General features: G+C 66.1%; 12 protein-coding genes. 5 read left to right on the top strand and 7 right to left on the bottom strand.

Features of this window, described 5'->3' with window-relative positions; all coding sequences use genetic code 11:
* Window positions 1–245: 245 nt before the first annotated feature.
* The gene (locus tag AC1DT6_RS18680; RefSeq protein ID WP_441636727.1) at window positions 246–695 is read right to left on the bottom strand and encodes an Lrp/AsnC family transcriptional regulator; all 450 of its coding nucleotides are present in this window, start codon (window positions 693–695) and stop codon (window positions 246–248) included.
* Window positions 696–849: 154 nt separating this feature from the next.
* On the opposite strand from AC1DT6_RS18680, the gene AC1DT6_RS18675 reads away from it, so the two are divergent.
* On the top strand, window positions 850–1,458 hold the full coding sequence (locus AC1DT6_RS18675; protein ID WP_477114807.1) for a glutathione S-transferase: 609 nt from the start codon (window positions 850–852) through the stop codon (window positions 1,456–1,458).
* A 22-nt stretch (window positions 1,459–1,480) separates the two neighbouring features.
* Here the strand turns inward: AC1DT6_RS18675 and AC1DT6_RS18670 are convergent, their stop codons facing one another.
* Window positions 1,481–2,212: an oxygen-binding di-iron domain-containing protein gene (locus AC1DT6_RS18670; protein WP_477114806.1), complete on the bottom strand. Its 732-nt coding sequence runs from the start codon at window positions 2,210–2,212 to the stop codon at window positions 1,481–1,483.
* Between the two features lie 220 nt (window positions 2,213–2,432).
* Here AC1DT6_RS18670 and AC1DT6_RS18665 point away from each other — a divergent pair, with 220 nt between their 5' ends.
* A complete protein-coding gene (locus AC1DT6_RS18665) occupies window positions 2,433–3,596 on the top strand; it encodes a CapA family protein (RefSeq protein WP_441636733.1) in 1,164 nt (387 codons plus the stop codon).
* A gap of 4 nt (window positions 3,597–3,600) precedes the next feature.
* On the opposite strand, the gene AC1DT6_RS18660 is transcribed toward AC1DT6_RS18665, so the two are convergent.
* The 4 genes from AC1DT6_RS18660 to AC1DT6_RS18645 all read right to left on the bottom strand — a co-directional run bounded on the left by AC1DT6_RS18660 (window position 3,601) and on the right by AC1DT6_RS18645 (window position 10,251).
* A complete protein-coding gene (locus AC1DT6_RS18660) occupies window positions 3,601–4,059 on the bottom strand; it encodes a GNAT family N-acetyltransferase (protein ID WP_441636735.1) in 459 nt (152 codons plus the stop codon).
* Between the two features lie 295 nt (window positions 4,060–4,354).
* Window positions 4,355–5,833, bottom strand: a complete 1,479-nt coding sequence (locus tag AC1DT6_RS18655) for an efflux transporter outer membrane subunit (protein ID WP_477114805.1) — start codon at window positions 5,831–5,833, stop codon at window positions 4,355–4,357.
* A gap of 2 nt (window positions 5,834–5,835) precedes the next feature.
* The gene (locus AC1DT6_RS18650) at window positions 5,836–8,988 is read right to left on the bottom strand and encodes an efflux RND transporter permease subunit (protein ID WP_477114804.1); all 3,153 of its coding nucleotides are present in this window, start codon (window positions 8,986–8,988) and stop codon (window positions 5,836–5,838) included.
* 30 nt (window positions 8,989–9,018) lie between these two features.
* Window positions 9,019–10,251 carry an efflux RND transporter periplasmic adaptor subunit gene (locus AC1DT6_RS18645; protein WP_045241947.1) on the bottom strand — a complete coding sequence of 411 codons (1,233 nt, stop codon included), beginning with the start codon at window positions 10,249–10,251 and terminating at the stop codon, window positions 9,019–9,021.
* Between the two features lie 433 nt (window positions 10,252–10,684).
* Here AC1DT6_RS18645 and AC1DT6_RS18640 point away from each other — a divergent pair, with 433 nt between their 5' ends.
* The gene (locus AC1DT6_RS18640; RefSeq protein ID WP_477114803.1) at window positions 10,685–11,428 is read left to right on the top strand and encodes a TetR family transcriptional regulator; all 744 of its coding nucleotides are present in this window, start codon (window positions 10,685–10,687) and stop codon (window positions 11,426–11,428) included.
* Window positions 11,429–11,449: 21 nt separating this feature from the next.
* On the opposite strand, the gene AC1DT6_RS18635 is transcribed toward AC1DT6_RS18640, so the two are convergent.
* Window positions 11,450–12,592, bottom strand: a complete 1,143-nt coding sequence (locus AC1DT6_RS18635; RefSeq protein ID WP_477103014.1) for an ABC transporter substrate-binding protein — start codon at window positions 12,590–12,592, stop codon at window positions 11,450–11,452.
* 300 nt (window positions 12,593–12,892) lie between these two features.
* On the opposite strand from AC1DT6_RS18635, the gene AC1DT6_RS18630 reads away from it, so the two are divergent.
* Together AC1DT6_RS18630 and AC1DT6_RS18625 are read left to right on the top strand one after the other, a co-directional pair.
* The gene (locus AC1DT6_RS18630; protein ID WP_035865540.1) at window positions 12,893–13,567 is read left to right on the top strand and encodes a response regulator; all 675 of its coding nucleotides are present in this window, start codon (window positions 12,893–12,895) and stop codon (window positions 13,565–13,567) included.
* Window positions 13,567–15,036 (top strand): sensor histidine kinase, encoded by a 1,470-nt coding sequence (locus tag AC1DT6_RS18625; RefSeq protein ID WP_477103013.1) that lies wholly within the window; start codon window positions 13,567–13,569, stop codon window positions 15,034–15,036. The genes AC1DT6_RS18630 and AC1DT6_RS18625 overlap by 1 nt, the downstream gene beginning before the upstream one ends.
* Window positions 15,037–15,244: the final 208 nt, after the last annotated feature.

The raw sequence follows: 15,244 nt of genomic DNA, 5'->3' as shown, positions 1-15,244 counted from the left end.
GCGTTCTCGTCGGCAGGCAAAAAGAGCGGAAAAGAGGGGGCCATGTTTGAGCATCGCCTTAAGGCGATGTGAGTTTGGCCCCCGGCCGCTCTTTTTGTCTGCCGACGAGGAGGGGGTCGCCCCATCCGGCGCGCCTTCTTTGCCTACTTTCTTGGCAAGACAAGAAAGTAGGTCGCCGCCCCGAAGGGGTGGTGAAACTGCCTTTGACTTTAGGGTTTTAAGCCTTTGAAGTTAAGCAGCCAAATTCACCTCACTTGCCCCCCAATCGTCACCACCTTCCGCACCGGACTCGACAACACCAACGACGTAGTCACCGCCCCATGCACCGCCAGCGCATCCACCACACGCTCCAGCCCGCTAGGATCGCCAATCGCGCAACGCACAATAAAGCAATGCTCTCCGGTCACACGATCGGCACTCAACACCTCCGGCATACTCTCAAAGAGCCTCACATACTTCTGGATATAAGCATGCGTGGTCTCGATATGGATGATTGCCTGCAGGCCAAGCCCCACCGCCCGCAAGTTCACCCTCGCCCCATATCCCTCGATCACCCCCGCGTCCTCCAGCTTGCGCACCCGCTCGCTCATGGCAGGCTGCGACAGCCCGATGCGCTTGCCGAGCGCCGCCAGGCTCTGGCGCGCGTCGGCCTGCAAGGCTTCGAGGATCAGTCGGTCCTTCTTGTCCAGCTCCATCCAGCGCTCCCTTGACGCCCGGCGCGCGCCGCCGATGACTCATCGGTACGCCGCGCTGTTTTCCAATGCCTTCCCATGTATCGCAATGGCATGCCCCGATTATGCTGGAACACGCCCGGCTCGATGCAGGGCCCCATTCTCTTGCGGAGACAATATGCAACTCGTAGGCATGCTCGATTCCCCCTATGTGCGCCGCGTCGCCATCTCGCTGCGCCTGCTGGATTTGCCGTTCGAACACAAGCCGGTCTCGGTGTTCAGCACGTTCGCGGAATTCCACGCGATCAATCCCGTGGTGAAGGCGCCCACGCTGGTTTGCGACAACGGCGTGGTGCTGATGGAGTCCGGCCTGATCCTCGACTACGCCGAAACGCTGGCCAGGCGCAGCCTGATGCCAGCGGATCCCGGCCGGCGCCAGCACGCGCTGCGCTTGACCGGGCTGGCACTGGCCGCCTGCGAGAAGACGGTGCAGATCGTCTACGAGCGGAACCTGCGGCCGGCGGACAAGCAGCATGAACCGTGGATCGGGCGCGTGCAAGGCCAGTTGCTCGCGGCGTACTCGGCACTGGAAGTGGAACTGGCGGGCGCGGCGCTTCCAGCGGACGAGCGCTTGCTCACGCAAGCCGACGTGACCACCGCCGTGGCGTGGAGCTTCACGCGGATGATGCTGCCGGAATCCGTCGATGCGCGCACGTACCCGGCGCTCGCGTCGTTCAGCGCCGCCGCGGAACGGCTGGCCGCGTTCAAGGACACGCCGCAGACGTGACCCCTTCCGCGCCGGCCGGTCATCAGTGCGCCAACGCCTGTGCAAGCGCGCGCAACAAGCCGGCGCCATCGCCCCGCCAGGCACTGCCGTGCATGCAGGCCAGGGTCGTGGGCTCGAGCAGCGCCATGCGCTCAAGCATGGTGCCTGCGTTCGGCGTGTGTGAGAAATAATCCATGCCGCGCCGGAACGCTTCGCTGGGCCCCAGGATATCGGCGTCGGTGAGAGGGGGAAGGCCGGAACCGCCCTGGGTGAACAAGTCGCCGCAGAGCAGCGTGCCGGTGCGCTCTTCCATCAGGAACCCGCACTCCCAGGCATGCGGCAGATGCGGCGTATCGAGCCAGCGCACGGTATGGCGGCCAAGCGCTACGGCTTGCCCGTCCGCCAGGCCCTGCGCGGGCCGGTCGGCCAGGTCGTTGATGGACACCATCGCCGCAATGCTGCCGCACAGCGGCGATGCGTGGGGCGCCGCGGCCAGCCAGTCATTGATCGAGCCGCATTCGTCGGCCTCCACGTGCGAAAAGGAAATATGGCGCAGCCGGTCTGGCGCCATCACGCTGGCCAGGGCTTCGCGCACCAGCGGGAACATCTTGCGCGGCCCTGTGTGGAACAACAGCGGCTCGTCATCAAGGATCAGGTACTGGTTGAAAGAGAAGCCGCCGGGACCGCCGTCGATGGTGACCGGGGTATTGATCCGATAGATCCCGTCTGCGATTTCATGGACATTGGTACCCGACAGGGCATTGGTGACAGTCATCGTTGTCTCCTGGAGATCGTCGGGGCGCGGGGCCCGGCCGTCGGTGCCGGCCTGCTTCATTCTAGGCATTGAAACACCGCTGGCACGCCCCCTTTTGCCTGCCTGGATGCACATCTGCTGCCGGCGCATTTTCCCGCGCACCAGCGCAAAATGGGAATGGCTGCGATCTCGCAAGCGGGTAATCGCGTATCCGCGCCAGCCTGGAAGACGGAAGTGCACGATGAATGACGTCAGCGGGACAACCTCCGGCAACGCGGCTCCGGCCGGCAACCGTGCCTGCGTGCGCTTGTTCCTGTGCGGCGACGTGATGACCGGCCGCGGCATCGACCAGATCCTGCCGCATCCGGGCAGGCCGCGCCTGTACGAGCGCGGGGTACGTTCGGCAATCGGCTATGTCGAGCTGGCGGAGCGCGCGACAGGCCCGATGCAGCGGCCCGTTGACCATGCCTATCCCTGGGGCGACGCGCTCGCGCTGCTCGATCACTTCCAGCCGGATGCGCGCATCGTCAACCTGGAAACCGCGGTCACCACCTGCGAGGATGCGCAGCCGGGCAAGGGCATCCACTACCGCATGCACCCCGCCAATGTGCCGTGCCTCACCAGCGCGCGGCTGGATTGCTGCGTGCTCGCGAACAACCACGTGCTGGACTGGGGATGCGCCGGGCTCGACGAAACCCTGGCTGTCTTGCACGGCGCCGGCTTGCTTACGGCGGGCGCCGGACGCGACGAGACGCAGGCCGCCGCGCCCGCCGTGATCCGGCTCGCGCGAGGAGGAAGGGTTCTCGTGTTTGCCTATGCCACCGCGACCAGCGGCGTGCCGGCGGACTGGGCCGCGGCAGCAGGCCGCGCCGGCGTAAGTTTCCTGCCGGACATCTCGGCGCGCGCCGCCGATCGGGTTGCCTGCCAGACAGCGGCGTTACGGTGCGCGGGCGACATCCTGGTGGTGTCGCTGCATTGGGGTGGCAATTGGGGGTTCGATATTTCGCATCAGGAGCGGGCCTTCGCGCACCGGCTGATCGATGCTGGCGGCGCCGACATCGTGTACGGACATTCGTCACATCATGTGAAAGGCATCGAGGTGTACCGCGAGCGCCTGGTTCTCTATGGCTGCGGAGACTTCCTCAACGACTACGAAGGCATCGGCGGCCACCAGACATACCGGCCTGACCTGGTATTGATGTACGTCCCGCTAGTGGACGCCGCGACCGGCGCATTGCGCGCGCTGTCCGCCGTGCCGATGCAGATCCGCCATTTCCGCCTGCACCGCGCGCCGGAGGAGGGCGTGGCATGGCTGCACGCCACGCTCGACCGGGAAGGCGGCAAGCACGGCGCGCATGTGATCCGCGCAGCGGACGATACCCTGGTGTTGCGCTGGAACGGCTAGCGCGCTACGCGCGAACGGCCTTGGCCATCTCGCTGGTCGCATGCCAGCCCAGCGCCACATACAAGGAGCGGCCCATCTCCGTTGCGTGCAGGATGGCGAACTGGATCTCGCGCCTGGCGAATTCATCCTCGGCCAGTTGCATCAGCCTGCGCCCCAGCCCCTGCTTGCGGTGCGTCTTGTCCACATACACGTTCAGCACGTACCCGCGCTTGTCCTGCGTGGGATGGGACGGATGCGGCGGCCAGTCGATCCCCATCAGGCCGATGCCGGCCACGGGCAGGCCCTGATCCTCCAGCACGAATCCAAAATAGCTGCCATCGCGCAGGCGCGGCTCCAGCCACGGCCGGAACTGCCGCGTCATGGTCTGGAGAATGTCATTGTCGCGGCCGGCCTCGCGGAACATTTCCTCGCGATGGCGGCAGACCAGTTCGACATCGTCGACACCAAGCGAGCGGACTTCCATGGACGGCTTCCTTCGGGTAGCGGGTTGGAGAGAAGTGCGCGCGGCAAGATATTGTCCAGGCCGCGCCAGCACTATCCTAGCGCACGCTCCGCGATTCGAAAATTCTCCGCACCGGCAGCGTGGGCGCTCGCAGCGATTGGCATGCATCATGGTTCGCCGTGGATCCGGAATTGCACTGGCGCGCCAGAACGCATGCAGGGAACCCAGGAAGAAAAAAAGCGAAGCACCAAAGGCGCTTCGCTTTGAGGCCATCCGGCAAGCACGCGCCGGATGGCAGGACGAAAAACTGTCTGTCTTACTGCGTCGTCACTGCTGGCTTGATGCCGTCGGCCGAAGCCACCGGACCGGTCTCGCTCAGGCCGCCGCCAAGCGACCGGTACAGGTCGATGGCGTTGTTCAGGCGCAGTTGCCGCGCCTGGATCAGGTTCTGCTCGGCGGTGAACAGCTGGCGCTGCGCGTCGAGCTGGTCGAGCTGGCTGGAAATGCCGCTGCGGAAGCGACGCGTCGACAACTCGAAGCGCGCCGCCTCGGCGTCGCGCACCTGCGCCTGGCTTGTGACCTGATCTTCCAGCGTGCCGCGCGCCACCAGTGCATCCGCCACTTCCGCGAAGGCCGTCTGGATGGTCTTCTCGTAGTTGGCGATCTGGATATTCTTGCGTGTCTTGGTCAGGTCCAGGTTGGACAGGTTGCGACCGTAATCGAAGATCGGCAGTACCAGTTGCGGCGCGAACGACCACGCGCCGGTGCCTGAGTCGAACAGGTTCGAGAAGACCGGGCTGATCGCGCCAGCATTGGCAGTCAACGTGATGCGCGGGAAAAAGGCCGCGCGTGCAGCGCCGATATTGGCGTTTGCTGAAAGCAACTGCTGCTCGGCCTGGCGGATATCGGGACGCTGCTCGAGCAGGTCCGACGGCAGCCCTGCCGGGATGTCGCTGATGATGCGTTCGTCCGACAGGCGCATCGCTTCGGGCAGGTTCTCGATGGTGCCCAGCGGCTTGCCCACCAGCACTTCGAGCGCGTTCTGCGCCTGCGCGCGCTGGCGTGCCAGCTGCGCCGCGGAGACGCGGGCCTGCGCCACCAGCGATTCGTTGTCGCGCAGGTCCAGCGCCGACGTGGCGCCCGCTTCGAAGCGCTGCTTGGCCAGGTTCAGTGTGTACTCGCGTGTCTTCAGCGTGTTCTGCGCCAGTTCATACTGCTCGGCAAAGGAACGCTCGGACAGGTAGGCCTTGGCAACTTCCGAGACCAGCGAGATCTGCGCGGAACGGCGCGCCTCCTCGGTGGCGAAGAACTGCGACAGCGCGGCATTGGAAAGGCTGCGCACGCGGCCAAAGAAATCGAGCTCGTACGAAGCGATCGACCCGCCCGCCTGGTAGTAGTCGACGATATAGGAATTGCCCGTGGCCGACTGCGCGCGCGCGAACCCCTGGCGCGTCCAGCCGGCCGTAGCGTTGACGGTCGGCAGCAGGTCGGAGCGCTGCACCTGGTACAGCGCGCGCGCTTCCTCGATGCGCAGCGCGGCGGTACGCAGGTCGCGGTTGTTTTCCAGCGAGGTGGCGATCAGCGTTTGCAGGCGCGGATCGCGGAAGAACTCGCGCCAGCCGATCTCGCTCGCATGGCGGCTTTCGCCGGTCTTCACCTCGGCGGCCGCGTACCCTTCCGGCGCGTCCGGATAGTGCGTGGCCACCGGCGGGGCCGGGCGCTCATAAACGGGTGCCAGTGTGCAACCCGAGAGGACGCCCGCCACCAGCAACAGCGTGGTCAGTGTCTTTGTCATTGTCAGATTCCCTCTTTGGGTTCGAGCCGCTGCTGGTCCAGCATATGCTCGCGCTTGCTGCCCTTGAAACGGCTGCGGATCACCACGAAGAACACCGGCACCAGGAAAATCGCCAGCACCGTGGCGGTGATCATGCCGCCGATCACGCTGGTACCGATGGCGCGCTGGCCACCCGAGCCCGCGCCGGTGGCGATCGCCAGCGGCAGCACGCCCAGGATAAAGGCCATCGAAGTCATCAGGATCGGGCGGAACCGCAAGTGCACGGCTTCAAGCGTAGCGTCGATGACGCTGCGGCCCTGCGCCTGCAGATCCTTGGCGAATTCCACGATCAGGATGGCGTTCTTCGCCGACAAGCCGATGGTCGCGATCAGGCCCACCTTGAAGTACACGTCGTTGGGCATGCCGCGCAGGGTCACGCCCAGCAGCGCGCCGAGCACGCCCAGCGGCACCACCAGCAGCACCGCGACCGGGATCGACCAGCTCTCATAGAGCGCGGCCAGGCACAGGAACACAATGATCAGCGACAGCGTGTACAGCATCGGTTCCTGCGAACCGGCCAGGCGCTCCTCATAGGACTGGCCGGACCACTCGAAGCCGAAGCCCGGCGGCAGCTTGGCGAAGTTCTCTTCCATGATTTTCATGGCTTCGCCGGTACTGCGCCCCGGTGCCGCCTGGCCAGCGATCTTCACTGCCGGCAGGCCGTTGTAACGCTCCAGGCGCGGCGAGCCCATGATCCACTTGGAAGTGGCAAAGGCGGCGAACGCAACCATGTCGCCATTCTTGTTCTTCACGCGCAGCTTGGTCAGGTCGTCGGGCAGCTTGCGGTCGCTGCCTTCGGCCTGGGCAATCACCTTGCGCACTCGGCCTTCGTAGATGAAGTCGTTCACGTAGGCGGAGCCGAACGCGATGGCCAGCGTCGAGTTGATGTTGGCAACCGAAACGCCCAGCGTGCGCGCCTTCTCGCGGTCGATGTCGATCTGCAGCTGCGGCGCGTCTTCCTGGCCTTCGGGGCGTACACCCACCAGCGCAGGATTCTTCGCGGCCATGCCGAGCATCATGTTGCGTGCTTCCATCAGCTTGGTGTGACCCTGGCCGGTGCGGTCCTGCAGGCGGAAGTCGAAGCCCGAGGAGTTACCGAGCTCGGAAATTGCCGGCGGGTTCAGCGGGAAGATGATGGCGTCCTTGATGAAGGACAGCGCACCGAACGCCCGGCCAACCAATGCCTGCGCGGTCTCGTTGGCACCCGTGCGCTCCTTCCAGTCCTTCAGGCGCACGAACGCGATACCGCCGTTCTGGCCGCGGCCGAAGAAGGAGAAGCCCGCCACGGTGATCATCTGGTCCACCACCTTGGATTCCTTCTGCAGGTAGTAGTCCTCGATCTGCTTGAGCACGCCGATGGTGCGCTCCTGCGTGGCRCCSTKSGGSAGCTGCACSACCGTGATCATGTAGCCCTGGTCTTCCTCGGGGAGGAAGGACGAAGGCAGGCGCTTGAACAGCACCACCATGCCGACGATGATGAGGGCGTAGATGATCAGGTAGCGGCCGCCACGCTTCAGGATGCGTGCCACCGTGCCCTGGTAGCCAGTGGCGGCGCGCGCGAAGGTGCGGTTGAACCAGCCGAAGAAACCCTTCTTCTCGTGATGATGCCCGGCCTCGACCGGCTTGAGCAGCGTCGCGCACAGCGCCGGGGTGAGCGTCAGCGCCAGCAGCGCCGAGAACGCGATCGACGAGATCAGCGACAGCGAGAACTGGCGATAGATGTTACCCACCGAACCCGAGAAGAACGCCATCGGGATGAACACGGCGGTCAGCACCAGCGTGATGCCGACGATGGCGCCGGTGATCTGGCCCATGGCCTTGCGCGTGGCGTCACGTGGCGAGAGTCCTTCCTCGCTCATGATCCGCTCGACGTTTTCCACCACCACGATCGCATCGTCCACCAGGATACCGATCGCCAGCACCATGCCGAACATCGTCAGCACGTTGATGGAGAAGCCGAATGCCAGCAGCATGCCCGTGGTGCCCAACAGGGCCACCGGCACCACCACCGTGGGGATGATGGTGGCGCGCATGTTCTGCAGGAACAGGTACATCACCAGGAACACCAGCACCACGGCTTCGACCAGGGTCTTGATCACTTCCTCGATCGAGATCTTGACGAAGGCCGAGGTGTCGTAAGGCACCGAGTACTGGTAGTCGGCAGGGAAGAACTTGGACAGCTCTTCCATCTTGGCGCGCACCGCGGTGGCGGTGGCCAGCGCATTGCCGCTCGGGGCCAGCTTGATGGCGATGGCCGCCGACGGCTTGCCGTTGGTACGGGCCAGCGTGGAGTAATCGGCACCGCCGAGCTCGACGCGACCGACGTCCTTGACGCGCACCGAGGAGCCGTCCGGGTTCGTGCGCAACAGGATGTTGGCGAACTGCTCCGGCGTGCTGAGACGGCTTTCCGTGGTGACAGTGGCGTTGAGCTCCGTGCCCTGGGGCGACGGCGTGCCGCCAAGCTCACCCACGGCGACCTGCACGTTCTGCTCCGAGATGGCAGCGGTCACGTCTTGCGGCGTCAGGTTGTAGCCGGTCAGCTTGGCCGGGTCCACCCAGATGCGCATGGCGTACTCGGTACCGAACAGGTCGGCCTGGCCGACGCCCGGCACGCGACGGATCGAATCGATCAGGCTGGCCGAGACGTAGTTACCCAGCTGGATGGCATCGGCCTGCCCGGACTTGGACGAGACCGTCAGGAACATCATGTAGTTGTTCCCGGCCTTGTCCACGCGCACGCCCTGCTGGCGCACCTCCGCCGGCAGGCGCGCTTCCACGCGCTTGAGGCGGTTCTGCACCTCGACCGAGTTCAGGTCGATGTTGGAGCCCGGCTGGAAGGCGATCGTGATCGTCGACAGGCCGGTGGCTTCGCTGGTGGAGTTGTAGTAAAGCAACCCGGGAATGCCGTTGAGCTCTTGCTCGATCACCGAAGTGACCGAGTCTTCAAGCGTCTTGGCGGATGCGCCCGGATAGGTCGCCGTCACCGAGATCGTCGGCGGCGCGATGTTGGGGTACTGGGCGATCGGCAGTTGCACGACCGACAGCAGGCCCCCCAGCACGATGATCAGCGCGAGCACCCACGCGAACACCGGCCGGTCAATAAAAAACTTGGCCATAAAACTGGCTCCCTTCGTTTTGCGCTGTGATTAGCCCTGCTTGGCGTCGGTCTTGTCAGCGGTCACCGCGGCTGGAGCAGAAGCGCCGCCGGCGGCAGGCTGCGCGGCAGGCGCCGAAGCGGCGGCGGTCTTCGAGACAAACGGCACCGCCTTGGCGGGCGCGCCGACCTTGACCTTCTGCAAGCCCTCGACGATCACCTTCTCGCCACCCTTGAGGCCTTCGGTGACGATCCAGTTCTCGCCGATCGCCTGGGGTGCCTTGACCGGCACCGAAGCCACGTTGCCGTCGCCGCCGACCACCAGCACCGATGCGCCCTGGCCGGTGCGGATCAGCGCGCGCTGCGGCACGGTCAGCGCGTTCTCGTCCACGCCCTGCTCGATCTTGACGCGCACGAAGGTGCCCGACAGCAGTTCCCGCTTGGGATTGGGGAATTGCGCGCGCAGCGTGATGGCGCCGGTGGTCGGGTCGACCGTCATGTCCGAGAACAGCAGCTTGCCGGTTTGCGCGTACTCGCGGCCATCCTCGATAAACAGATGGACGCGCGCGCCGCCGTCGACGCCCTTGACCTGGCCGCTCTCGATGGAGCGGCGCAGCTTCATCACTTCGCTGGCGGGCTGGGTGAAGGTGACCCAGATCGGGTCCACTTGCTCGACCGTGGTCAGCTTGGTGGCTTCGCCGCTGCCTACCAGCGCGCCTTCGGTCACCAGCGCACGGCCCACGCGGCCACTGATGGGCGCGGTCACGGCCGTGTAGCCGAGATTGATCTGGGCGGTGGAGACGGCGGCCTTGGCCGAGGCGATGTCGGCGGTGGCCTGGCCGGCGGCGGCCACGGCTTCGTCATATTCCTGCTTGCTCACCGCATTGACGGCGACCAGTGGCTTGTAGCGCTCGGCCTTCTGGCGCGCCGCCACGGCATTGGCCTCGGCACGGGCAAGGCTGGCCTTGGCCGACTCGAGTTGGGCCTGGTAGGGCGCAGGGTCGATCTTGAACAGCAGCTGGCCAGCCTTCACCTCGCCGCCCTCGCTATAGTTGCGGGACAGCACGATACCTGCGACCCGCGCCCGCACTTCGGCGGTACGCACGCCTTCCAGGCGGCCAGGCAGTTCGTTGATGACGGAAACGGTGGTGGGCGTGACGGTGACGACACCCACTTCCGGCGGCGGCATGGCGCCGCCCTGCGGCTTCTTGTCGCCACAGGCGGAGAGCGCGAGCGCCGACAGAACAGCGGCGGCAACGCAAGTGATACGTTGGGACTTCCTCATCGATAACCCCATGATGGCAATTTGAGATCGGCCGCATGAGTTCCCGGTGTCGTGTCCGGATACGGCGCGGCCCGCCGTCCTGCAAAGCGCCGGAAAGCGGGCAAAAAGTTTGATGCTAGCCACAATTGGCAACGCTGGCGTGACGCTTGCGACGAACGGTTGCCAATTAGTAACGACATGCCGACATGGCACCGCGAAATGAAGGAGGGCGCTGCGGTGCCGTTCGGCCGATAGACTGGCCGAAAGTCAGGCGAACGCGTATTATATATACATTCAAGCATGTATGTAAGAACTTGTTGCAATGCGGCGATAAGCACCCCGCACACCGGTCCTCATGTACCGGCACGGCGCGCACGTGCACAGGCGGACCCCACCCCTGCATTCAGGGAGACAGAACCAGACCGGTCCTTCGTGGCCGGCATCAGAGAACATCATGGTCAGACGCACCAAGGAAGAGGCGCTTGAAACACGCCATCGCATTCTCGACGCGGCCGAGGCCGTCTTTCACGCCCGCGGCGTTGCCCGTCCCTCGCTAGCCGATATCGCCGAAGCAGCCGGCGTGACGCGCGGCGCCATCTACTGGCATTTCAAGAACAAGAGCGACGTTTTCGCCGCCATGTCCGACCGCGTCCACCTGCCGCTCGAAGCACTGTGCGAGCCGGAACGCATTGCGAGCCAGGAAGACCCGCTGGGCAGCATTCGCGACATCTGCGCCTTTGTGCTGCGCCAGACCGTGGAAAACCCGCAATGGCGGCGCGTGTTCGAGATCGTGTTCCACAAGTGCGAAATGGTGGAGGACAACGGCGCCATCTTCGAGCGGCAGCGCCAGTCGCACCAGGAAGGCACGGTGAAGATGCGGGAGCATCTGCGCATGGCCGTGGAGCGCGGGCAGTTGCCGGCCGACCTGGACCTGGACCTGGCCGTCAATGTGTTCCACGCCTCCATCGGCGGCATGCTGTCGCACTGGCTGTTCGCGCCCGACGATTTCGATCTCGAGACCAATGCCGAGCGCGTGTCCGACGCCTTCATCGACACCCTCAGGCTGTCGCCGGCCCTGCGCAAAGGCTATGTGCCGCGCCCTGTCCCGGAGCTCAAGGCGGAAGTGGACTCAATGTGCCAGGAAGCACAGAAAGCGCAGACCGCTCTGAGCGCGCAGAAGCTAGCCCGGAAATCGTAAGCGGCCATCGCAAGCGGCCGCTCAGCCGCGCACGGCGTCGCGCCAGCGCGCCAGGAAGGTCCGTTTGCGCAGCGTATCCTGCGCCGCCAGCAGGCCGGGGCCCACGCTGATCGGCTTGAGCGCGTAGCCCAGCCGCTCGGCCAGCGCCGCGGCGGTGTGCTCGCTGTCGGTATCGGTACGGATCGTGTAGAGCTGCGAGGCAGTCTGCCCGAGCAGGGTCTGGCCAGCGCGCGAGAGCAGGAAATCCAGCCATAGCCGCGCCGCGTTGGGATGCGGCGCGCGGCGCGCGACAAACGCCACGCGCGACATGACCAGCGTGTAGTCACGCGGGGCAATCACATCGATTTCGGCGCCGCGCTCCATCAGCGAGAGCGCGTAGGAGCCGAGCAGGTTGTAACCCATCACGAATTCACCGGAAGCGATGCGCTCGATCATGCTCGCGGTCGATGCCGACAACTGCACGCCGCAGCGGCCCAGGGCCTGGGCCAGATACCAGAACTCGTCGCCCATGCGTGCGTCCTGCTGCGCCAGCAGATAACCCACTCCTGACTTTTCCACATCGTAGGTCACTACCCGCTGGCGCCAGCGCGGCGTGTTCTCCTGCAGCAGGCGCGCCAGGCCGGTGCGGCTTTTCGGCACTTGCATGCCGGCGAAATGGCGGCGGTTGTAGACGATCACGGCGGGCTCGAAGGTAGTGCCCCAGGCTTCGTCGCGCCATGCCGCCCAGGCCGGCAGGCCGGCGCGCTCCGGCGAGGCGTAGCGCAGGGCATGGCCATCGTTGACCAGCTTGATCTGCAGGTCCATCGCCGTGCTCCACAGCACGTCGGCATAGTCCGGTCCGGCCGCCTGCCCCGCGCCCAGGCGCGCGCTCTCCGTCAGGAAACGATCGTTCAGCTCCAGCGTATTCAGATCCTGGTAGCGCACCTTGAGGCCGGGGTAACGCGCCTCGAACGCTGCCACCAGCGGCCGCGCGATCTCCACGTCGGTGGAAGCATGCACATTGACCATGCCCTCTTGCAGCGCCCGCGCAATGATCTCGGCATAGCCCGCCGGGTAGCCGGCCGGCACCGGCGGGCCGGCCTGGGCGCGCGCGCCGCCGCTTAGCCCGGCACCCAGCGCGGCGGCGCCGGCCAGCACGCGGCGCCGCTTCCAGCTTGCCGGCATACCGGCGACAGCGGACGCCGCCGGGAGCGAAGGCGAAGCCGGCGGCTGTACGGGCAGCTGGGACAGGTGAGGGGACAGGTACGGGGACAGGAAAGGGGGCAGCTTGCGCAAGGCAGGAACCATCGGTGCTGACATCGGTGGCTGGAAAGGGCCATGGCACGCTCGCCGCGCGCGGCCCGGGGCGGAGGTATTATAGGCGCCCGCGGCGTGTCCCCGCGGCGGGCGCGGCGTTGCCAGGCTTGGCAGCGCCGCGAAACGTATTTGTTGAAACGGACGCCTATCGAGCAGGGGAGGACCGCCGTGCGCTTGTTGCTGGTGGAAGACGAGATTGAACTGGCGCGCTGGGTGGCGCGCGCACTGGAGCAGGGCGGCTTCGTGATCGAGCACGTGGCCGACGGCCTGCAGGCCGAGGCGCGGCTGATGGCCGAGGAATACGATGTGGTGGTGCTGGATCTCCGCCTGCCCGGCAAGGACGGCCTGGCCGTGCTCAAGTCCATGCGTGGGCGCGACGACCGAACGCCGGTGCTGATCCTGACCGCGCAGGACACGCTCGACGAGCGCGTGCGCGGCCTCAACCTCGGCGCCGACGACTACCTGCCCAAGCCCTTCGCCATTGCCGAACTCGAAGCCCGCATCCTGGCGCTGATCCGGCGCAGCCGGGGGCGAGCCCACCCGCGCCTGCAATGCGGCACGCTGGTATTCGACGGCGAGACCCGCAGCTTCACGCTGGCCGGCGCGCCGCTGGCGCTGACGCCGCGCGAGTCGACCTTGCTGGGCGCGCTGCTGGCCAAGAGCGGCCAGCCGCTCACCAAGGCGCAGCTGCTCGACAAGGTGTTCTCACTCGATGCCGACGTCAGCCCGGACGCCATCGAAGTGCTGGTGTACCGGCTGCGCAAGAAGCTCTCCGGCCACGGCGTGACCATCGTCACGCTGCGCGGCTTCGGCTACCTGCTGGAACCGGAAGGTCAGCCCTGATGCTGCGCCGCCTGCCACGGCACTGGCTGCGGCGCTGGCTGCAGGGCAGCCTGCGCCGCCAGTTGCTGTTGCTGCTGGTGCCCGCGCTGGCGGCAATGATGGCGCTCGACACCTGGCTGACCTACGGCACGCTGCGCGACGCCGCCAACGCCGCCTACGACCGCTCGCTCTACGGCTCCGTGCGCGCCATCGACAACGCCATCGGCATGGCCGGCGAAAGCGTGCAGATAGCACTGCCGGACGCCGCCATGGAGATGTTCGAGACCGCGGCCCAGACCCACGTCTTCTACCGCGTATCGCTGGAACGCAATGGCCGGATCGAAACCGTCACCGGCTACGATGACCTGCCGCTGCCCAAGGGTGGGATCGCCAGCAACCAGCCGCATTTCTACGATGCCGACTATCGCGGCGATCCGGTGCGCATTGCCGTGCTTGCGCATCCGGTGTACCGGCCCAACGCGCATATGCGCGTCATCGTGCAGGTGGCGGAAACCGCCGAGCCGCGCTTCGAACTCATCGCCACCGTGTGGCGCGGCGCGCTGGCGCGCGGCGTGCTGCTGATCCTGGTCAGCGCCGGCATCCTCGTGGCCGGCATCACCTATGTGCTGCGCCCGCTGGCACGCGTGCGCGACGATGTGCAGGCACGTTCCGCCGGCGACCTGACGCCGCTGGCCTTCGACCACGTGCCGATGGAAGTCCGCCCCCTGGTGGACGCCGTCAACCTGCATGTCTCGCGCTCCGACGCGATGACGCAGGCCCAGGCGCAGTTCATTGCCGACGCGGCCCACCAGTTGCGCACGCCGCTGGCCATCCTCAAGACGCAAGCCGAGTTTGCCCAGCGCCAGCTTTCCGCCGGCGCCGATCCCGCTCACGCGCGGGATGCCGCCGGGGAGGCGGTAGGCGGCATCGTCACGCAGCTGGAGCAGGCCGCGCGCCTGACCAACCAGCTGCTGGCGCTGGCGCGCGTACGGCAACACCCGGGCAGCGACACACCTGGCGACGCCGAGCCGCCGGACCTGATCGATGCCGTGGCCGTGGCAGAGCAGGTGGCGCTGGACTACTTGCCGCTGGCGCGCGGCAAGCAGCAGGACTTTGGCTGGGAGCGGCCGCAGGGGCTGGTGCTGCCGGTACGGGCCGATGCCGCGCTGCTGCGCGAGGCATTTGCCAATCTTGTCCACAACGCGATCCAGTATTCGCCGCGCGGCAGCAGGATCACGCTTTCCGCCGCGCGTTTCGCGGATAGCGCCTGCCTGGTGGTGGAGGACGATGGGCCGGGCATTCCCGTCGAGGAGCGCGAAAAGGTATTTGCGCGGTTCTACCGGCGGGTCGGGAATGTCGAACCGGGCTCCGGCCTGGGGCTGGCGATTTCCCGCGAGATGGCCGCGCGGTTCGGTGGCACGGTGGAGCTGGGAGTCGCGGTGCAGGGCAAAGGGGTTCGGGCGGTGCTGGCGCTGCCGATCGGGGAGTGAGACGGCGCCAGAAAGACCAGAAAGTCCAAAAGAACCAAATGTCCATACATCCACCCCCACGTAAACCCCACCCCATTCCCTGACAAATTGACAGCCTTTTGACAGTTTCCACCCCCTAGAATCGCGCCATGGTCGCCGTACGGGCCAGACCAAGTCAGAAAACCAAAGAACAAGTCCGGCATGCAAGCGCTGCCGGGGACAGGAGACA

This window comes from Cupriavidus sp. 01L45, from assembly GCF_056399885.1.
The sequence above is the reverse complement of the archived record's forward strand: the minus strand, read 5'-3'. Positions and strand labels throughout refer to the sequence as shown.